Genomic DNA, 19,022 nt, shown 5'->3' with positions numbered 1-19,022 from the left:
CCAGCCTAGAAGCTTTGCCAGCCCGATGCGTACGCCGGGGTTTTCTTGTCCACGGTGACCGGGTCATCGAGACGGGGCTTGGTGACATGGCCGATGGCGCGGAAACCGCTGGGGGGCTCGCCGAAGGTGGTGGACAGCAGGGTGTGGTCCTCCCCGCCCGACAGGATCCACTCCCAGGGATCACGACCGAGGGTCTCACCGGCGGCGCTGAGCAGATCATCCGGGGCGATGGTGTCGGAGTCGATGTCGATGCGCACACCGGATTTCCGGGCCAGCTGGGACAGGTCCACGATGAGGCCGTCGGAGTTGTCGGTCATGGCGGTGGCCCCGGCGGCACGCGCGATCATGCCGCGACCCGGGTTGAGCCTCGGTGCGCAGTGGGCTTCCACCAGCGGGGTCAGTTCAGCCGGCACCCCGGCGCGACCGAAACGCTGCAGCAGGGCCAGGCCGGCCGCGGAGTAACCGATGCGTCCGTGCGCGACCACCACCTGGCCGGGCCGCGCGCGGTTGAGGGTGAGTTCCGGCAGGGAACCCCCCAGCGACCCCAGGGCCGTCACCGACAACACCAGGGAGGTCCCGGAGGTGATGTCACCGCCGACGAGTTCCGCGGAGTACTCCTCCACCCGCTGACCGATGCCGCGTGCCAGGCCACGGACGAACTCCACCGGGGTATGGGTGGGGGCGGATAATGCCAGCAGAGCAGCGATGGGGCGGGCACCCATGGCCTCGATGTCGGCGAAGTTCTGCACGATCGCCTTCTGCCCGATCTCCTCCGGGGTGGACCAGTCCAGTTGGAAATGCCTGCCCTCAACCAGCATGTCGGTGGTGGCCACCGCGCGGGAATTGGGGGATGCGTGGCGCAGCACGGCGGCATCATCACCGTTGAGGGCGGAACTGGCCTGCTCCGTGATGACCCGGATCACCTCGAATTCTCCGATCTCACCGACGGTGGGCCCGCCCTGCAGGTGTTCCGGGAATGTCACATTCGGCACGTCGGGGTCAGCTCCTCAGGCTTTTGGGGGAAATATCTACTGGTGATCAGTGTTTTCCAGTCTAACCACCCACGGGTAGGCTGATGGATCATGAGTGCCGAAAACAATAACGGGTCTGTACCCTCCCGTCCTGCTGGAACCACCGCCGCGGGTGTGGCCGCCCGGGGGATGAACAAGACCCCCATCGTCATCGCCCTGGTCCTCTCCCTGCTGCTCACCGCCGGCGTACTGGTGGGTGCGCGTGTGCTGTTGGGCCCGGCGGGTCAGCAGCAGGTGGCGATGAGTACCCTGCCCGCCCCGGAGGCGGAGTCCGAGGAATGCGCCGCGCTCATCCAATCCCTGCCGGGTTCCGCCTTCGGGCACACCCGCGCGCAGATCATCGAACCGGTGCCCGCCGGTGTGGCCGCGTGGTCCAGTTCCGAGCTGGAACGGGTGACCCTGCGCTGTGGTGTGGACATGCCGTTCCAGTACACCGAACTCGCCGAGACCGTCGAGGTGGATGGGGTGACCTGGCTGCCGGTCGCGGATGTCACCGCGGGGTCCTCCCTGCAGACGTGGTACTCCGTCGACCGCTTCCCCGTGGTCGCCATCACCGCCGATAATATGAGCACCGACAACGCCGATACCCCGGTGGCACCCTTCACCGATGCGGTGGGTGCGCTGGAACAGCGCGACGGTGAGCCCTTCCCGGCGCCGCTGTCCCAGCTCGCCGCTGGTTCCGGGAACTGCAGTGCGCTTATCGACGCCCTGCCTCCCACACTCGAGGTGGGTTCCGGGGAGGACGCGATCACCTATGAACTCATCGATGATCCCGCGATGGCCGCCGCCGGTTACGGCGATGACGCCGTGGCCTGGAAATCCGCCGGTCTGGAACCGATCGTGGTGCGTTGTGGTGTTGAGCCCTCGGAGAACTACGAGGCCGGTGCCGTCCTCCAGCAGATCAATGACATCCCGTGGTTCGAGGACACCATCCTGGCCACCGGCACCACCTCGGCCACCTGGTACGCCCTGGGCCGCGAGACGGATATCGCGGTGTCCCTGCCGCAGTACGCCGGTGGCGCGCTGGTGCAGATCAGCGAGGCGATCGAGGAGCACGTCCCGGCGGTCTAGCTGGTCGTTTCGGTGAACGCAGGTAGGCTCCGGTTACAGCCCACCCCTTCCCCGTTCACACAAGGAAAGAACCAATGTCAGTACCGTTGAACATCCTCGACCTCGTGTCCATCTCCGAGGGGTCCACCGCCCGCGATGCCATCGCAGCCTCCATGGACGCCGCCCGGCTCGCCGATGAACTGGGGTATCACCGGCTGTGGTTCGCCGAACACCACAACACCGTGAACCTGGCTTCCAGTGCCACCGCACTGCTGGTCGGGCAGGCAGCCTCCGTCACCGACCGGATCCGCGTGGGTTCCGGCGGGGTCATGCTCCCCAACCACGCCCCGCTGATGGTGGCAGAACAATACGGCACCCTGGCCAACATGTACGGGGACCGGATTGATCTGGGTCTGGGACGCGCACCCGGTACCGATGGGATGACCGCCCAGGCCCTGAGCCGTTCCTCAGCCGAACCGCAGGCCTTCGCCGAGAGCATCTATGACCTGCAGGGATGGTTCAGCGACGCCGGATCCTCCCACAGCATGCCGATTGTCTCCGCCGCCTCCGCTGGGACCAACGTGCCGATCTGGGTGTTGGGATCCACCATCAACGGTGCCGCCATCGCCGGGCAGCTGGGTCTGCCGTTCTCCCTGGCCTCCCACTTCGCGCCCGACCAGATCGATCAGGCCATCCGGGTCTACCGGGACACCTTCTCCACCGAGATGCCCACCGCCCAGATAGACAAGCCCTACATCATGGCCGGCATCAATGTCCTGGTCGCCGACACCGACGCCGAGGCCAAGCGCGAATTCACCGTGATCCAGCAGATGTTCGCCGACATCCAGACCGGACAGCGCCGGAAGATCCAGCCCCCGGTGGACCCGGCGACCCTCCCCGGCAGCGGCGGGGCCCAGTCCATGCTGCGGATCCAGGCGGTGGGTTCGCCGAAGACGGCCACCACCCAGCTGGAGGAGTTCGTGGAGCGCACCGGTGCCGATGAGCTGATCACCGTCACCTACGCCTTCGACCCGAAGGTGCGGGAGCGTTCCCTGCAGCTGCTGGCCGAGGCGTGGTTCTGATCATGGTTCTGACCATGGAGATCGGAGCCTACAGTTTCGGCGACACCCCACTCAACCCGGATGGCACCCACCGCCCCACCTCGGAGGCGATCCGCAACCTGCTGGAGGCAATCGTCCTCGCGGACCGGGAGGGACTGGATTATTTCGGTATCGGTGAACACCACACCACCACCATGCCCGTGTCCTCCCCCGGTGCGCTGATCGCAGCGGCGGCCGCCACCACCTCCCGGATCACCCTCGGCAGCGCCGCCAGCATCATCGGCACCGACGATCCCGTGCGGGTTTTCCAGCAGTTCGCCATCGCCGATGCGGTCTCCGGTGGGGGTCGCGTGGAGATCACCGCGGGTCGCGGTTCCTCCGTGGAGACCTTTCCCCTGTTCGGTTATGACCTCACCGATTATGACGAGCTCTACGCGGAGAAACTCGATCTGCTCCTGACCATCACCAACAGCGATGATGAGCAGGTGACCTGGTCAGGTACGCGCCGTCCATCCCTGGAGAACCTCGCGGTGGTGCCACGTCCGGTCCGCGGTAGGTTGCCGATCTGGCTGGCCACCGGTGGTAACGCCGGGTCCTCGGTGCGGGCCGGGCAACTCGGACTGCCGATCTCCTACGGCATCATCGGCGGGGCCCCACACCGGTTTGCTCCCCTGGCGCAGCTCTACCGGGAGACAGCCGCCCGGGCCGGACACAGCGGCGACAACATCAAGGTCTCCGTCGCAGCGTTGGGCCTGGTGGCGCCGACCAAACAGGAGGCCCTCGACCGGTTCTATCCCGGCTGGCACAACCTCAATGTGGAGATGGGCCGGCTGCGTGGATGGCCCGCCCCTGATAAAAATGCCTATCTGGCGCAGGCCTCGGCGCCGGGTGCCTACTATGTGGGTGACCCCGACGAGGTGGCACGGCGGATCGTTGATCTGCACGGCCACCTGGGGCACATGCGGCATTTCCTGCAGATGGATATCGGGGGTCTGCCGCATGAGCATGTCCTGGAATCCATCACCCTGTTGGCCACCGAGGTCAAACCCCGGGTGGAGCGCCTGCTGGGTCGCTAGGTGGTGGAGCGGTGCAGTGCCTGCTGGACGAGGACGTCGAGAAGCTCCTCGTAGTCCACCCCGGACGCGGCGAACATCTGCGGGTACATGGAGATCGGGGTGAAGCCCGGCATGGTGTTGATCTCGTTGAGGACCGGGCCATTGGAGGTGACGAAGAAATCCACGCGCGCCAGGCCCTCACAGGCCAGGGCCTGGAAGGTCTCCACGGCCAGGGACTGCACCAGTTCAATGGTCGCGTCATCCAGTGGCGCCGGGATCTCCGCGGTAACCACATTGTCGAGGTACTTGGTGTCGAAGTCGTAGAAACCACCCTCGCCGTCCTCGGTGCCACGCAGCATGGCCGGGAGGGAGGCCACGATGCGGCCATCCGGATACTGCAGCACACCGCACTCCACCTCGGCGCCGACGATCTCGGATTCCACGATGACCTTCTCATCATTCAGGCGGGCCAGCTCAACGGCGGCGGGGAGATCATCCCAGCTGCTGACCTTGGAGATACCGATGGAAGAGCCACCGCGGGCGGGTTTGACGAAGACGGGAAGACCCAGCAGCTTCTTCTCCGCGTCGGTCAGCTCGGCGCGATCACGCAGGATGACCTCACGACCGATCGGCAGGCCCTCCGCGGCCATGAGCTTCTTGGTGAACTCCTTATCCATACCCGCAGCCGAGGACAGCACGCCCGGCCCCACCACGGGGATGTCCGACAGGGCGAACATGCCCTGGATGGTGCCGTCCTCACCGAAACGACCATGCAGCACCGGGAAGATGACATCCGCGGTGGCGTAGAGGGACCCATCGGCGAAGTGGAACTCACCGCGGTGGGCGGGATCCAGGCTGGGGCGGATCTCCTCCCGGCGCTGCACCTCGGGCATGGTGCGGTCGATCAGGCGCAGACGCTCCGGATCGGACTCACCGACCACCCAGGCACCGTCCACGGTGATACCGACGGGGATGACCTCATACTTCTCGGGATCAAGGTGCGCGATGATGGCACCGGCGGACACACACGACACCGAGTGCTCGGCGCTGCGGCCACCATAGAGGACGGCGACGCGGACTTTGGCGGAATTTGAGTTACTCACACCGGCAAAGCTTACAACGTTCCCTCACTCCGCCTTCTTCGACCTGCCCATCAGCGCGTCGACCATCTCCCGCACCGCCATCCCCTGATGGCACACCGCGTAGACCGCCTGGGTGATGGGCATCTCGACGCCCAACCCGACCGCCAGATCATGGATGGACTGGGAGGAGATCACACCCTCAGCCACCTGACCGTGCGTGGCCTCACGGGCCTGCTCGAGTGATTCACCCCGGCCAAGGCGGTCACCGAAGGTGCGGTTACGGGACAGTGGTGAAGAGCAGGTGGCCACCAGGTCACCCATGCCGGCGAGCCCGGCGAAGGTGCGGGGATCCGCCCCCATGGCCTTGCCCAGACGCGCGATCTCCGCAAGACCGCGGGTGATCAGGGAGGCATTGGAGTTCTCCCCCAGTCCGAACCCGTGGGCGATACCGCAGGCCAGGGCGATGACGTTCTTACATGCACCACCCAGCTCCGTGCCGATGACATCGGTATTGGTGTAGGGCCGGAAATACGGTGCGGCGACCGCAGCCTGCACCAGCTTGGCCCGGTTCTCATCCTCACAGGCGATCACCGTGGCCGCCGGTTGTCCCTCCGCGATCTCACGGGCCAGGTTCGGGCCGGACAACACCGCGATGCGTGAGGGATCAGCACCGGTGACCTCCGCGATCACCTGGCTCATCCGCAGGTGGGTGTCCTTCTCGATGCCCTTGGCCAGCGAGACGAGGGTGGCATCGGAGGGAATGAGATCCCTCCACTCCACCAGGGTGGTGCGCAGCGCCTGCGACGGGATACCGAGCACCACGATGGAACACCCGTCGAGTGCGGCCTGCGCATCGGAGGTGACGATGACCGAATCCGGCAGGGTGATCCCCGGCAGGTAATCGGGATTCTCCCTGGTCGTGCGGATCGTCTCAGCGAGGCTCTCGCGCCGGGCCCACAGTTGGACGGTGTTACCGGCATCGGCAAAGACCTTGGCCAGGGTGGTTCCCCAGGAACCCGCACCCATCACCGCTACGGAAACCAACTGCCACACCCTTTCGATCACTACGCATTGACCGTCTCAGGGTATCCCATCGCCTCTGATCGGCGCAGGTCACCCTCCGGTGGATTATCGGTGGATTATCCCACCCAGGATGCGCAGCAGGGAGCAGATGTGAGCAAACACGCCGCGGCACAACATGCGATGGCCACGGTTGTGGTGAACAATGGATAAAATACCAGCAGGAGATGCACGTGATTGCCCCGCAGGCCGTGGAAACCAGCCGCCGGGAGGTTCTCACAACTACCCCGCACACAGTCGCGAAAGGTGAACCGAGAATGTCCAAGAAAACCCAGATGCTCCACGAGACGGACAAAGACCAGGACTCAGCGATGCTGATCAACGGTCGCCTGCAGAAGATCGGTTCCAAACCCACCCGGGAGTTCACCCGTCCGACCCTGGCCGCCGGTGCCGTCCTGTGGCGTGGCGACATGTTCAACCCGGACTCCATCGAGGTCGCCGTCATCCACCGTCCGCATTACGACGACTGGTCGCTGGCCAAGGGCAAGGTCGATCCGGGTGAGTCCATCCCCACCACCTGCGCCCGCGAGATCGCCGAGGAAACAGGATATGACATCCGCCTGGGCAAGCTCATCGGCAAGGTGACCTACCCGGTACTCGACCGCACCAAGGTGGTCTACTACTGGACCGCCAAGGTCCTCGGCGGGCAGTTCGTGCCCAACGACGAGGTGGACGAGATCCGCTGGCTGCCCATCGAGGAGGCCTGCGACCTGCTGAGCTACCAGGTGGACACCAAGGTGCTGGCCAAGGCGAGGAAGCGTTTCCAGAACCCCACCACCACCCGGGTGCTCTACATCCGTCACGCCCGCGCCCATGCCCGTCGCACCTGGGCCGGCGATGACAACAAACGCCCCCTGGATAAGAAGGGCCGCCGGCAGGCCGAGATGCTCGTGCCCATGCTGCTGCCCTTCAAACCAACCGCGATCTACTCCGCGGTGCCGGACCGCTGCCAGACCACTGCCCTGCCCCTGGCCGATGAGCTCGGTCTGGACATCGGGGTGAACAGGCTCTTCGGCGATGAGGCGTGGAATGAGAACCCCGAGGCCGCGAAGAAGCGTTTCATGGAGGTCGTCGGTGAGGGCGGCGTCCCGGTCATCATCAGCCAGGGTGACGCAATTCCGGGGATGCTGTCCTGGCTCACCGAGAACGGCACCCTCCCCATCCCCGAGGAGGAGCTGAAAACCCGGAAGGGTTCCGTGTGGGTCCTGAGCTTCCACAACGAGGTACTCACCGGGGCTGACTACCTCGCCAGCGCGCTACCGGTGAAATAGCTCGCCGGAGCAGACGCCAAGGGCCCCGGGGTGGTTTCCACCCCGGGGCCATCTTCCTATTGACTGCGAATCTACAGCGCGCTCGGCTTGAAGGCCGGACGCTTAGCCTCGTAGGCCTTAATCTCGTCGACCTTGCGCAGGGTGAGGCCGACATCGTCAAGCCCCTCCATGAGACGCCAGCGGATGTAGGGATCCACCTCGAAGCTGATCACGGCATCGCCGGCGACGACGGTCTGATTCTCCAGATCGACGGTCATCTCCAGGCCGGGGGTCTGCTCCATGAGCTTCCACAGCAGCTCGATGTCGGACTGCTCCATGATGCCGGTGAGCAGACCCGCCTTGCCCGAGTTGCCGCGGAAGATATCGGCGAAACGGGAGGAGAACACGGCACGGAAACCGTAGTCCATCAGGGCCCAGACGGCGTGCTCGCGGGAGGACCCGGTACCGAAGTCCGGTCCGGCGATGAGCACGGAACCGTTCTTGTAGGTCTCCTGGTTGAGCACGAAGTCAGGGTCGTTCTGGCGCCAGTTGGAAAACAGGCCGTCCTCGAAACCGGTGCGGGTGACGCGCTTGAGGTAGACGGCGGGGATGATCTGGTCGGTATCCACGTTGGAACGCTGCAGTGGAACGCCGACGCCGGTGTGCTTGGTGAACTTCTCCACGGGAAAAACTCCTAAAAGGTCCGTTTGAATGGGGTCGGGGTCTGGTTACAGGTCCGCCGGGGAGGACAGCTTGCCGCGGATGGCGGTGGCGGCGGCCACGGCCGGGGACACCAGGTGGGTGCGTCCACCCGGGCCCTGGCGGCCCTCGAAGTTGCGGTTGGAGGTGGAGGCGGAACGCTCACCGGGCTTGAGCTGGTCGGGGTTCATGCCCAGGCACATGGAACAGCCTGCGGTGCGCCACTCGGCGCCGGCCTCGATGAAGATCTTGTCCAGTCCGAGTTTCTCCGCCTCCTGCTTGACCCAGGTGGAGGAGGGAACCACCATCATGCGGATGTCATCGGCGATCTTGCGGCCCTTGAGGATCTCCGCGGCGATCTCCAGGTCCTCGATGCGTGCGTTGGTGCAGGAACCCAGGAACACGGTGTCGATCTTGATCTCGCGCAGCGGGGTGCCCGGGGTCAGGTCCATGTACTGCAGGGCCTTCTCGGCGGAGGCCTTGTCATTGTCGTTGGTGAAGTCCTCGGGATCCGGGACGGTCTCGGACAGGGGCAGGCCCTGGCCGGGGTTGGTGCCCCAGGTGACGAACGGGGTCAGGGCGGAACCGTCGATCTCCACGACCTTGTCGAACTCCGCACCCTCATCGGTGGGCAGGGTCTTCCAGTAGGCCACGGCCTCATCCCAGTCCGCACCCGTCGGGGCCATCTCGCGGCCCTTGACGTAGTCGAAGGTGGTCTCATCCGGGGCGATCATGCCAGCGCGGGCACCAGCCTCGATGGACATGTTGCAGATGGTCATGCGGGCATCCATGGACAGCTTGCGAATGGCCTCGCCGCGGTACTCCAGGACGTATCCCTGGCCGCCGCCGGTGCCGATCTTCGCGATGATCGCCAGGATCAGGTCCTTGGAGGACACACCCGGCTGCAGTTCACCGGTGACCTCGATGGCCATGGTCTTGAACGGCTTGAGTGGCAGGGTCTGGGTGGCCATGACGTGCTCGACCTCGGAGGTGCCGATGCCGAAGGCCATGGCGCCGAAGGCACCGTGGGTGGAGGTGTGGGAGTCACCGCACACGATGGTCATGCCCGGCTGGGTGGCACCCAACTGCGGGCCGACGGTGTGGACGATGCCCTGACGCACGTCACCCATGGGGTGCAGGCGGACACCGAACTCCTTGCAGTTGTCACGCAGTGTGGACACCTGGAGGCGGGAGATCTGGTCGTTGATCTCCAGCAGGGACCCGGTCTTGATGCCCTCGGTGGGCACGTTGTGGTCCTCGGTGGCCAGGTGCAGGTCGGGACGGCGCAGCTTGCGGCCGGCCATGCGGAGACCGTCGAAGGCCTGCGGGGAGGTGACCTCATGCAGCAGCTGCAGGTCGATGTAGAGGAGATCGGGTTCGCCGTTTTCTCCCTTGGACACGACATGGTCGCGCCACACCTTCTCTGCCAGGGTCAGCTTCTCCTTCGAGGTGCTGGTATCCACGGGGCTGGTCATGGAAATTCACCGTCCTTAAACTGTGTGAAGTGGTTGAATCCGCGTGATTGGCCTATCCGTCAGGGGTGGGATCGTCAGGGGTTTCAGGTGGCTAATTCCGCGCCGTGGAACCATGCCCGCCCAACCAACCAGAATCCCACCCTTTGGGACAGTCGTTTCGCTTCATGGGATAGTATAGCGCATTCCCACCTCTATTTGTCACACTGCGCGCGTGATCACCGTTACTCCCGCGATTCGGGGGCCTCTATATACGGCGCCGACAAGCCCAGACAGGCCCACCGCTGACGGTGTCCCACCCAGTGGACTGATAGATTCGAGGCATGGGACAGCAAGAAGAACATGAGATCACCACGGAAAGTGGCATCAAGGTACTAGACCGGGCGGTGACCATCCTCAACGTCATCGCTGAGCAGCCACGCTCACTCGCCGAGCTCGCGGCGGCCACCTCCCTTCCGCGCGCGACGGCTCACCGCCTGGCCTCCGCACTAGAGGTCCACGGCATGCTGGCCCGCTCCCGGGACAGTCGCTGGACCATCGGGGCGCGTCTGGCCTCCCTCGGGGCCCGCGGTACCGACACCCTCATCGACATCGCCGTGCCCATCATGACCGACCTGATGGAACGCACCGGTGAATCCGTCCAGCTCTACCGGCTCACCGGGAATTCCCGCACCTGTGTGGCCAGCCAGGAACCCTCCTCCGGGCTGAAGAACGTGGTTCCGGTGGGCACCCGTATGCCGCTTCACGCCGGGTCGGCGGCCCGGGTGTTCGCCGCCCACAACCCCAACCTCGCCCCCGGCGCCTTCACACCTGCAGATCTGGATCAGGTGCGCGCCACCGGGCTCGCGGAATCCGTCAGCGAACGCGAGGTGGGTCTGGCCAGCCTCTCCTGCCCCGTCTTCGACTCCAACGGTTCCATGATCGCCGTGCTGTCCATCTCGGGCGCGGCCGAGCGCCTGCGCCCCCACCCCGCAGCTCTGTGGGGAAGTGAGCTTATCGACGCCGCCGACCGCCTCGGTGCCCTGCTGTAGATTTTGCGCGTACCGGTCGCATCTCTGATTTATACTGTGACGATGAAACGCACTCTTGCAGCTGTGACTGCCGCCCTGGCGCTCTCCGCCGGCATCATCCAGCCCCTTCCCGCCTCCGCCCAGGCCACAGGCAGCTCTGCAGGCCTCAGCTCCTTCCTGATGCCTCAGCACGGTGACTGTTCCCCGCGCCTGTTCAACGATGCCCTCCCGGAGTGGCGGGGGTCCGACCGCACCTTAGTTGTCTACTGCGACAGCACCTTCGCCTGGGTGGGCCAGTACCAGACCGACTGGGTGGAGGCCTTTGAATTCCGGGATGGCCGGTGGTGGCCCGTGGAACACGCCGGAACCACCCAAACCGGCCTGACGAGGGGCTGTTATAGCGACACCGACCTGCGCAGCAGGGGCGCCTCGGAGCAGTTCATCTCGCTCGTGCCCATCTGCACCCCGGATGAGCTGGGGCGTTAGTCACCATCAAAGTGCGTGCAACCGGCGCACCAGCTCCCCGAGCTGATCGGTGAGCTGGTTGTGGCCCACCCGCGCCACCGCCACGCGGTGGATCTGCGCATACCACCACTGGTTCTCCTCCTTGGTGGAGTTGAACCGGTCCCACAACCGCTCCCCGATGACCTCGTGATCATCAAAGATGGACATGAGGTTGTGGGTCTTGTCCGCAAGGCTGATGAGTACGGCATCACGGTCGGCGTGGTGTTCAAGGTGTGCCAGGTAGGCCTCCGAGCGGTCCCGCCACCGGGGCAGGGAATCGTCCTTGGTCAGATCGCGCACCAGCCGCAGCACCCGGGGCCCGAAGTCCGCCTCCATCTGCTCGGCGGAATAGTGTTCGGGGACATCCTCCAGGGTGTCATGCAGCAGGCCCGCAATCAGCACATCCTCATCATCGGTCACCGCCCCCAGCAGATACATCACGGAGAACAGATGCGTGATGTAGGGGATCCCACTGCCCTTGCGGACATGATCACGGTGGGCGACGGACGCAACGGTGATCGCCCGGCGCAGCCTGGGGGTGAGTGTGTTCATGTGGGCCAGACTAATGGAGGGGTCTAACCCCGGGAACGCAGCCACCGGGACCACCCCAGGGTGGCCACACCAATGAGCATCGCCACCGCACCCATGAAGAGGAGGTAACGGGCTTCCGCGGTCGCGGAGGTGGGGTCATAGAGGGTCGACAGGGACCCTGCGGCCGAGGTACCGATCGCGATGGTGAGGAAATACAGGGCGGAGAATCGGGTTGCGAATGCCCGTGGTGCGTGGGTGGAGGTCGAGGCCATGCCCACCGGTCCGATGAACAACTCCCCCAGGGTCATCACGGCGATGGTGAGGGCCAGCGCCATGAACGGGGTGGAGCCGGGCCCGCCGCCCACAAACGGTAACAGGATGAGCATGGCCGAACCAGCCAGTATCACGCCACCACCCATCTTGGTCGACGCCTGGGGATCACGGTCTCCCCGGCGGGAGAGGAGGTAGGCCAGGGGGAAGGTGAAGAGCAGGATGAACAGGGGGTTCAGTGACTGTGTCCAGGCAGCGGGGATCTCCCAGCCGAGGACCTCGCGGTTGAGGCGGAGGTCGGAATACACAGCGAGCACACCATAGATCTGGGCCTGGAGTGCCCAGAAGGCCACGGAGGCCAGTGCGAGCGGGAGAAAAGCCACGACCCGGTGTCGCTCAGCTGCGGTGACCTGCGGGGACCGGAGGATCTGCAGGATGAGCACCAGCGCAACGGTCACCGTGCCCGCAAGCAGGACATGGGACAGCAGGCCCGGTGGCAGGATTCCGGTACCCAGGACCCAGGCCACCAGGGCGGTGACGATCACAGTGACCGTCAGGGTGGTCATCCTCCCCGCAGGACTGAGGGGCTGGGCGGGGGCGCGCATGGAGTTCCGGACCTCCTCCGGTAGGGATTCCAGCATGCCCGGACGCATCCGCAGATAGGACAGCACACCGATGAGCATGAGGACCGCCGCGGCACCGAAACCCATATGGTAGCCATGGTGGACCGCCAACCATCCGGTGAGGAGGGGCCCCAGGAAGGCACCGATGTTGATGCCGAGGTAGAAGTACTGGAAGCCCACACTCCGCTTCCCCGAGGTGGCCGGGTAGGAACCTCCGAGGATGGTGATCGCGGCGGTCTTGAGAAATCCGGACCCCAGGGCGATGAGGATCAGTCCCACCGCGAGGCCGGGATACCCCGGGATGACAGACAGCCCGAGGTGTCCGATGACCAGCGCGACCGCCCCACCCAGGAGGGTTTTCTCCGCACCGAGCAGGCGGTCACTGATCCAGCCCCCGGCGAAGGTACACAGGTAGAGGAAGGCCCCGTAGGCACCCACCACTGCGGTGGCGTGGTGGGTTTCCATCCCCAGCCCACCGGCCCCCACCTGGGCGTAGAGGTAGTACGCGAGGATGGCCTGCATGCCGTAGAAGCTGAAACGCTCCCACATCTCGATGGTGACCATTGCGGGCATTGAGCGGGGATGCCTCACCAGCACAACCCGTGTTGAACGGTGTTCAATTATGTTCATGGTGAGACATTATGCACCCTCACGCCCCGGCCCTCCCATTTCCACCCCCGTTGATTGAACACCGTTCAATACAGGGGTTATAGTGCACAAACATCCCCACCACAGCGCACGCAGGAGAAAGATGCACACAGACACACTGACCCCTGAGGACATCCTCGAGCTGGATAAAAACCACATCTGGCACCCCTATTCCGCCCCCGGGGCACCGGTGCTCCCGGTCTCGGCCACCGAGGGAATCCACCTCCACCTCAGCGATGGCACCCAACTGATCGACGGCATGAGCTCATGGTGGTCCGCGGTGCACGGACACGGGCACCCGCGCCTGGTGGCCGCCGCCACCGCCCAGGCCCACCGCATGAGCCACGTGATGTTCGGTGGTCTGACGCACGAGCCCGCAGCCCGGCTGACCCGGGCGCTGCTGGAGCTTGTCGACGCTCCCCTGGACACCGTCTTCTACTCCGATTCCGGCTCCGTCGCCGTGGAGGTCGCCGTGAAGATGGCCCTCCAGTACTCCCGCGGCATCGGGCATCCGGAGCGCACCCGCCTGCTGACCTGGCGCTCCGGATACCACGGGGACACCTTCGCCGCGATGAGTGTCTGCGATCCCGACGGTGGCATGCATTCCCTGTGGGGCGGTGTCCTGGCGCAGCAGCTCTTCGCGCCCGCCCCACCCGTTCGGGGTTCTGACCCGCAGGATCTGGAACGCTATCTGGACGAGCTTGAGGCCCTGGTGGATGACACCGTGGCCGCGATCATCATCGAACCGGTGGTCCAGGGTGCCGGCGGTATGCGTTTTCATGATCACTGTCTGGTGGCCGGTGTCCGGGAAATCTGCGATCGCCGGGACATCCTCATGATCGCCGATGAGATAGCCACCGGATTCGGCCGTACCGGCAGCCTGTTCGCCACCTCGGCCGCCGGGGTGACCCCCGACATCCTGTGCGTGGGTAAAGCACTCACCGGTGGGTTCATGACACTGGCCGCCACCCTGTGCACCACCGCGGTCGCCGACGCGATCACCTCACCCCGTGGCGGAGGCGCGCTGATGCACGGCCCCACCTTCATGGCCAATCCCCTGGCCTGCGCGGTGGCTGCGGAATCCCTGGCGATCATCGCCGAGGGTGGGTGGCGGTCCGCGGTGCTCGGGATTGAAACGGAACTCAGGGCGGGACTGGACCCACTGCGCCGGGAACCCGGGGTGGCCGATGTCCGCGTCCTCGGCGCCATCGGCGTGGTGGAGATGACCACCCCGGTGGATATCATCCCCACCACCCGGGCAGCCATCGCGGAGGGAGTATGGTTACGTCCCTTCGGACGTCTCATCTACGTCATGCCTCCCTATATCTGCACCACGGAGGACATCGCCACGATCTGCCGCGGTGTGGCCGCTGCCGTCCGGGCTGCGGGGAGCAGGCCATGAGCATCCTCTTCATCAGTGGCACCGGCACGGATGTGGGCAAGACCATCGCCACCGCGGCGCTCGCATCGGCCTTCCACCACCGGGGTGACCGGGTGATCCCCGTCAAGCCGGTCCAGACCGGCGAGCCGGACGGCAGGGGTGATATCCACACCGTCGAAAGGCTCAGCGGTATCAGGGGGGTGGAGTTCACCCGCTACCCGGACCCGCTGGCACCCAACCTCGCAGCACGGCACGCGGGTCTGCCCCAGGTCACCCTGCCCGACCTCGCCAGGGAGATCCGCAACATCGATGCACCCGACCGGATTGTTCTGGTGGAGGGTGCCGGTGGTGTGCTGGTCCGCCTGGCGGATGATGTGACCCTGCTGGATGTGGCCGCCGAGCTCGACGCGCCGTTGGTGCTGGTGACCTCCCTGGGGCTGGGCAGCCTGAACGCCGCGGAACTCAGCGTGCAGGCAGCCCGCGCCGCCGGTGTTGAGGTGCTGGGGTTGATCGGCGGTTCCGCCTCCCCCGAACCCAGTCTGGCGGAACAGCTCAACCATGGGGAACTCACCCGGATCTGTCAGCTTCCCCTGCTCGGGGTGCTGCCGGCCGGTGCCGGGGACCTGCTACCGGACCGCTTCCAGACGATGGCGAAGAGCTGCCTCACCCTCCCCCTCTGACCCGTTCAGGCGGTCGATGTCATCGAGTTCCCCTGCCGGCCACACCACGTTCTTCGCCAGGGGGATCTGGTGGGATGCGCTTTCCAGGATGTGCATGAAATAACCGGCGGTGTTGGGGATGCCGATGATATCGCCGGCCTTCACCCCGCGGGGGAAGCGGATGCGTCGGCGCAGGATGAGTTCATCCTCGATGCAGTAGGCACCGACCAGGAAGGCCTCCAGCTCCTCACCGTTCGCCTCGTCGGTGATGTGCAGCGGGTCGATGAGGTAGTCATCGGAGGTGGTACGGCACTGGGTGCGGTTCATGGCCAGGCCCACCAGTGGGACACCGTCGCTGCGGGTTTTGACGAACGCCACCTCCGCGAGGATGAGCCCGCAGCCGTCCAACAGGCTTCTGCCCGGCTCCAGGTGCAGGCGCAGGCCACGCTCGATGAGCATCTCCGCAACACCCTCGCCGAGGACCTGCTTCAACCAGGGCCCACGCACCGGGGTCTGGTGGTAGGGGTAGGTGTTGTTGAGCGGGTCGGATTTCCAGATGAACGGGTCAGCGTAGCCACCCAGGGCGGCGCTGCGCGCGGACTGGTACTTCAGCCACTGTTCGGTGGAGTCGAGGTAACTCATGGGTACCCCGCCACCGAGATCGATGAAGCGGGGGGTGTGGCCGGCGGCGGTGAGGGCGTCGACAAGCTCACAGCACTCGCGCAGCGCGGCCGCGCGGTCGACGGCGGAGTACCCGTGGAGGTGGACGTGCAGGCCGACGATGTCCACGCCCGGCACCGGCGCCGTCAGGTGGCGGGCCCAGTCACCGACGCGCTCACCGAAACGGGTCGGCGGCATGGTGGCGGGATCCGGTGCCACGCGGGGTGCCACCCGTGCGAGGCTGTCACCGGCCAGGGCTGCGATGCGGTCGAGCTCATCGCGGGAATCCGCGGAAATGACCACGCCGTTGGCGATCGCGAGCTCCAGCAGGCTATCCGGTTTGATGGCGGCGGAGAGGATGATCCGCTCCCCCGGCACACCACGTCCGAGCACCTGGGACAGCTCGCGCTCACTGGCGACATCCACACCATGACCGGCATCGCGCACCGCATCAACGAAGGTCAGGCCCTTGTTGGCCTTGCGGGCGAAGAAGATGCGAGTGTCCACGCCCATCTGTGCACCGGCCTCAACCAGCTCGTTGATGTTGCGGGGCATGGATCCGGAGTGCAGGACATTGACGGGGCTGCCGAACTCACTGATCAGCCCGCGACAGGCCGCCGGATCACTGGCCAGGTCAGCTGCCCACGGCTCCAGGCGTGCGGTCAGCGGTGGGATGCCGTGGACCTGCTCGGGGCCGGACACCACCCGGCGCGCCCAGCGTGGGATCACATCGTGCAGGGTGCGCGACAGGGTGTCATTGCCCAGGACCACGTCCTCGGTCATGCGGCCGACAGCAGACAGGTGGGACTGCCCCACCACGGTGCCATCCGGGTTCACATCCAGGCCGCGGGTGCCGGGGCGGATGCGGGCGTGACCGGCATCGACGAGGTCGGCGACCAGGGTTCCGGGCACCACCCCGGGTGGCGGGATGATGGCATCGATGACCACGGTGACGCCCAGCTCCTCGGCCAGCTCGCGCAGGGGTTCGCGGCCCCGACCCAGGTGGGTGATGTCGATCTTGCCGGTGTCGATGAGGTGGTGGAGATGCTCGGCGCTTTCCGGTGGTGGGCCGAAAGCCACGCGTTCCATCTCCCGGGCGAGTTCCCCGAAGCCCTCGAGGCTGTCGCGTCCCTCAAAGGAGGCGCGTTCCACGATGGCGGTGTACATATCGCGCCAGGCGATCCCCCTGCCCCAGGCATCGTCGTCGCGGCCGGCCAGATCCTGTAGGCGGGTGGAGACATCCTCCAGCACCGCAACCAGTTCGGGGAGATCGGCAACCTCCAGGATGCGACGCTTGCCCTCCTCCAGTATTTCCGTAGCATCCAGGTCGCCGAGATCCGGTTTCACCGTCATCAGCTGTCCGGTGCGGGTGACCGGGATGAACACAGCCGGATCGCAGGCACGGATGATATCGATGAAGGTCAGGGCGGCCCCGCGCACCAGCACGCGGTCCTCGGGACCAATGTCCTCCAGGTTGTGCGGTGGGTATGGAGAGCTGATCAGGCGGACACCCCCGGGAAGATCCTCGGCGCTTAAGGCTCCGGGCCAGTCATGGGCATGGCCGGTGGCCAGCAGGACCTCATCGAAGGCGGTGCCGTTGACCAGCCACTGCGCTCCTTCCGGTGCGAGCGAATCCACATGCATCTCATGCCGGGTCAGGGTGCAACCCATCGGCACATGCTCCCCCAGCGCGGTCCAGGAGGCGACGAGGAAATGGCCGACCTGGCGACGCGACGGGAAGGGATCATCATGCACCCCGCGCCAGTCATCGAAGCTGCCCAGCTGGGTGCGGATGAGCGAGGAACGCACATTGACCAGCCACTCGTCGGGCAGGTCATCGGTATAGGCCACGCCGGCACCGTCGTCGAACACGTGCAGATCCACATCCACCCCGCGTTCCCGTGCCAGTCCGAGTAATTCCTCGGAAGCCCACAGTCCGCGGGGTCCGCCCCCGATGATCGCTACCTTGATCACAGATTCTCCTCCACCCAATCATCGTTGTAAATCGTGTCCATATATCTGGTTCCACTGTCGTGCAGGACCACCACGACATCACTGCCGGGTTCGAACACGTCCTTGAGCTTTTCGACGGCCGCGATCACCGCCCCGCCCGAGGCGCCCGGCAGGATGGTCTCCTTCCGGACCAGGGTGCGGGCGCCCTCCACTGATTCACGGTCAGCCACCCGCAGCACCCGGTGTGGGGTGATCTGCCGGGACAGTTCGGGAACCATGCCGGCACCGAAGCCCGGGAGGTGACGGGGGCCGGGGTTGCCGTCGAAAAGCACCGACCCCATCGCGTCGACCGCGGTGACCTGCGTGGGCAGGTGGTGGGCCTCGATGTGGCGCAGGCATCCGCCGATGGTGCCGGTGGTGCTCACCGCGACCAACAGGTGGTCGGGTGCGCGGCCCAACTGCTGGACGATCTCGGTCATCGTGCCCTCCTGGTGCGCGCGGAAGGCCTCGGTGTTGGAGTACTGATCCAGACAGATCGCCTCCGGGATCTCCTCCAGCAGCTGAGCAACCCGCTTGCGGCGGGCCACCAGCCAGTCCCCTGTCTCCTCATCCGGCTCGGTGATCTGGTGGACCACCGCACCCAGGGCCTGCATGTGTTTGACGGTGCTGCGGTTGGCGCGGGGATCCACCACACAGTGGAACGTCCAGTCACCGAGCACCGCCTCACGGGCCAGCGCGATGCCGAGGTTGCCGGAGCTGGATTCCACCACCACATCCCCGGGTTTGAGGTTGCCTGCGGTGACCATGGCATGGGCGGTACGGTCCTTGGCGCTACCACCCGGGTTGAAGTATTCGAGCTTCGCCCACAGTGTGAAATCCCGGTCCGTGATGAGCCGGTCCAGCCGCACGAGAGGGGTGTTGCCGATGGTGTCGGCGATCGTGAGACCCGGTAGTTTTAGACCAGTTGTGCCATTCATGCACGCGAGCATACGCATGATCGAGG

17 protein-coding genes are annotated in these 19,022 nt (G+C 65.6%); 8 read left to right on the top strand and 9 right to left on the bottom strand.

The window, feature by feature from the left end:
• Nucleotides 1-5: 5 nt before the first annotated feature.
• Nucleotides 6-992: a thiamine-phosphate kinase gene (locus H9627_RS12140; RefSeq protein WP_191734298.1), complete on the bottom strand. Its 987-nt coding sequence runs from the start codon at nt 990-992 to the stop codon at nt 6-8.
• A gap of 168 nt (nt 993-1,160) precedes the next feature.
• Here H9627_RS12140 and H9627_RS12135 point away from each other — a divergent pair, with 168 nt between their 5' ends.
• The 3 genes from H9627_RS12135 to H9627_RS12125 all read left to right on the top strand — a co-directional run bounded on the left by H9627_RS12135 (nt 1,161) and on the right by H9627_RS12125 (nt 4,218).
• Entirely contained in the window at nt 1,161-2,102 is a 942-nt protein-coding gene (locus H9627_RS12135; protein ID WP_191734334.1) for a DUF3515 domain-containing protein, read from the top strand.
• 74 nt (nt 2,103-2,176) lie between these two features.
• On the top strand, nt 2,177-3,163 hold the full coding sequence (locus H9627_RS12130; RefSeq protein WP_191734297.1) for an LLM class flavin-dependent oxidoreductase: 987 nt from the start codon (nt 2,177-2,179) through the stop codon (nt 3,161-3,163).
• A gap of 2 nt (nt 3,164-3,165) precedes the next feature.
• Nucleotides 3,166-4,218, top strand: a complete 1,053-nt coding sequence (locus tag H9627_RS12125; RefSeq protein ID WP_191734296.1) for an LLM class flavin-dependent oxidoreductase — start codon at nt 3,166-3,168, stop codon at nt 4,216-4,218.
• On the opposite strand, the gene H9627_RS12120 is transcribed toward H9627_RS12125, so the two are convergent.
• Both H9627_RS12120 and H9627_RS12115 read right to left on the bottom strand, forming a co-directional pair.
• Complete coding sequence (locus tag H9627_RS12120; protein ID WP_191734295.1) at nt 4,215-5,300, bottom strand: D-alanine--D-alanine ligase family protein; 1,086 nt, start codon at nt 5,298-5,300, stop codon at nt 4,215-4,217. The genes H9627_RS12125 and H9627_RS12120 overlap by 4 nt on opposite strands.
• A gap of 24 nt (nt 5,301-5,324) precedes the next feature.
• Nucleotides 5,325-6,344 carry an NAD(P)H-dependent glycerol-3-phosphate dehydrogenase gene (locus H9627_RS12115; protein ID WP_191734294.1) on the bottom strand — a complete coding sequence of 340 codons (1,020 nt, stop codon included), beginning with the start codon at nt 6,342-6,344 and terminating at the stop codon, nt 5,325-5,327.
• 272 nt (nt 6,345-6,616) lie between these two features.
• On the opposite strand from H9627_RS12115, the gene H9627_RS12110 reads away from it, so the two are divergent.
• A complete protein-coding gene (locus tag H9627_RS12110; RefSeq protein ID WP_318247791.1) occupies nt 6,617-7,630 on the top strand; it encodes an NUDIX hydrolase in 1,014 nt (337 codons plus the stop codon).
• 71 nt (nt 7,631-7,701) lie between these two features.
• On the opposite strand, the gene leuD is transcribed toward H9627_RS12110, so the two are convergent.
• Both leuD and leuC read right to left on the bottom strand, forming a co-directional pair.
• On the bottom strand, nt 7,702-8,292 hold the full coding sequence (leuD, locus tag H9627_RS12105) for a 3-isopropylmalate dehydratase small subunit (RefSeq protein WP_191734293.1): 591 nt from the start codon (nt 8,290-8,292) through the stop codon (nt 7,702-7,704).
• A gap of 45 nt (nt 8,293-8,337) precedes the next feature.
• Complete coding sequence (leuC, locus tag H9627_RS12100) at nt 8,338-9,783, bottom strand: 3-isopropylmalate dehydratase large subunit (protein ID WP_191734292.1); 1,446 nt, start codon at nt 9,781-9,783, stop codon at nt 8,338-8,340.
• 320 nt (nt 9,784-10,103) lie between these two features.
• Here leuC and H9627_RS12095 point away from each other — a divergent pair, with 320 nt between their 5' ends.
• Nucleotides 10,104-10,811, top strand: coding sequence for an IclR family transcriptional regulator (locus tag H9627_RS12095; RefSeq protein WP_191734291.1), 708 nt, complete (start codon nt 10,104-10,106; stop codon nt 10,809-10,811).
• Nucleotides 10,812-10,853: 42 nt separating this feature from the next.
• Complete coding sequence (locus tag H9627_RS12090) at nt 10,854-11,276, top strand: hypothetical protein (protein ID WP_191734290.1); 423 nt, start codon at nt 10,854-10,856, stop codon at nt 11,274-11,276.
• Between the two features lie 6 nt (nt 11,277-11,282).
• Here H9627_RS12090 and H9627_RS12085 read toward each other — a convergent pair whose 3' ends face one another.
• Nucleotides 11,283-11,846, bottom strand: a complete 564-nt coding sequence (locus H9627_RS12085) for an HD domain-containing protein (protein ID WP_191734289.1) — start codon at nt 11,844-11,846, stop codon at nt 11,283-11,285.
• Between the two features lie 23 nt (nt 11,847-11,869).
• The gene (locus H9627_RS12080; protein ID WP_191734288.1) at nt 11,870-13,348 is read right to left on the bottom strand and encodes a peptide MFS transporter; all 1,479 of its coding nucleotides are present in this window, start codon (nt 13,346-13,348) and stop codon (nt 11,870-11,872) included.
• Between the two features lie 121 nt (nt 13,349-13,469).
• Between H9627_RS12080 and H9627_RS12075 the strand changes: the two genes are divergently transcribed.
• Together H9627_RS12075 and bioD are read left to right on the top strand one after the other, a co-directional pair.
• Nucleotides 13,470-14,768 carry an adenosylmethionine--8-amino-7-oxononanoate transaminase gene (locus H9627_RS12075; RefSeq protein WP_191734287.1) on the top strand — a complete coding sequence of 433 codons (1,299 nt, stop codon included), beginning with the start codon at nt 13,470-13,472 and terminating at the stop codon, nt 14,766-14,768.
• A complete protein-coding gene (bioD, locus tag H9627_RS12070) occupies nt 14,765-15,427 on the top strand; it encodes a dethiobiotin synthase (protein WP_191734286.1) in 663 nt (220 codons plus the stop codon). Before H9627_RS12075 ends, bioD begins: the two co-directional genes overlap by 4 nt.
• Here the strand turns inward: bioD and H9627_RS12065 are convergent.
• Both H9627_RS12065 and H9627_RS12060 read right to left on the bottom strand, forming a co-directional pair.
• On the bottom strand, nt 15,374-18,040 hold the full coding sequence (locus tag H9627_RS12065) for an FAD/NAD(P)-binding protein (protein ID WP_191734285.1): 2,667 nt from the start codon (nt 18,038-18,040) through the stop codon (nt 15,374-15,376). The genes bioD and H9627_RS12065 overlap by 54 nt on opposite strands.
• On the bottom strand, nt 18,037-19,014 hold the full coding sequence (locus tag H9627_RS12060; protein WP_191734284.1) for a pyridoxal-phosphate dependent enzyme: 978 nt from the start codon (nt 19,012-19,014) through the stop codon (nt 18,037-18,039). Before H9627_RS12060 ends, H9627_RS12065 begins: the two co-directional genes overlap by 4 nt.
• Nucleotides 19,015-19,022 lie beyond the last annotated feature (8 nt).

The sequence above is a fragment of the Corynebacterium gallinarum genome, from assembly GCF_014837045.1.
In the GTDB taxonomy this organism is placed as follows: domain Bacteria; phylum Actinomycetota; class Actinomycetes; order Mycobacteriales; family Mycobacteriaceae; genus Corynebacterium; species Corynebacterium gallinarum.
The sequence above is the reverse complement of the archived record's forward strand: the minus strand, read 5'-3'. Positions and strand labels throughout refer to the sequence as shown.

Coding starts and splice junctions, on each gene's coding strand:
- H9627_RS12090 (WP_191734290.1), top strand. CDS start 10,854: ATGAAACGCACTCTTGCAGCTGTGACTGCCGCCCTGGCGCTCTCCGCC.
- H9627_RS12125 (WP_191734296.1), top strand. CDS start 3,166: ATGGTTCTGACCATGGAGATCGGAGCCTACAGTTTCGGCGACACCCCA.
- H9627_RS12135 (WP_191734334.1), top strand. CDS start 1,161: ATGAACAAGACCCCCATCGTCATCGCCCTGGTCCTCTCCCTGCTGCTC.
- H9627_RS12130 (WP_191734297.1), top strand. CDS start 2,177: ATGTCAGTACCGTTGAACATCCTCGACCTCGTGTCCATCTCCGAGGGG.
- H9627_RS12075 (WP_191734287.1), top strand. CDS start 13,470: ATGCACACAGACACACTGACCCCTGAGGACATCCTCGAGCTGGATAAA.
- H9627_RS12110 (WP_318247791.1), top strand. CDS start 6,617: ATGTCCAAGAAAACCCAGATGCTCCACGAGACGGACAAAGACCAGGAC.
- H9627_RS12085 (WP_191734289.1), bottom strand. CDS start 11,846: ATGAACACACTCACCCCCAGGCTGCGCCGGGCGATCACCGTTGCGTCC.
- bioD (WP_191734286.1), top strand. CDS start 14,765: ATGAGCATCCTCTTCATCAGTGGCACCGGCACGGATGTGGGCAAGACC.
- H9627_RS12095 (WP_191734291.1), top strand. CDS start 10,104: ATGGGACAGCAAGAAGAACATGAGATCACCACGGAAAGTGGCATCAAG.
- leuC (WP_191734292.1), bottom strand. CDS start 9,783: ATGACCAGCCCCGTGGATACCAGCACCTCGAAGGAGAAGCTGACCCTG.
- H9627_RS12060 (WP_191734284.1), bottom strand. CDS start 19,014: ATGCGTATGCTCGCGTGCATGAATGGCACAACTGGTCTAAAACTACCG.
- H9627_RS12080 (WP_191734288.1), bottom strand. CDS start 13,348: ATGAACATAATTGAACACCGTTCAACACGGGTTGTGCTGGTGAGGCAT.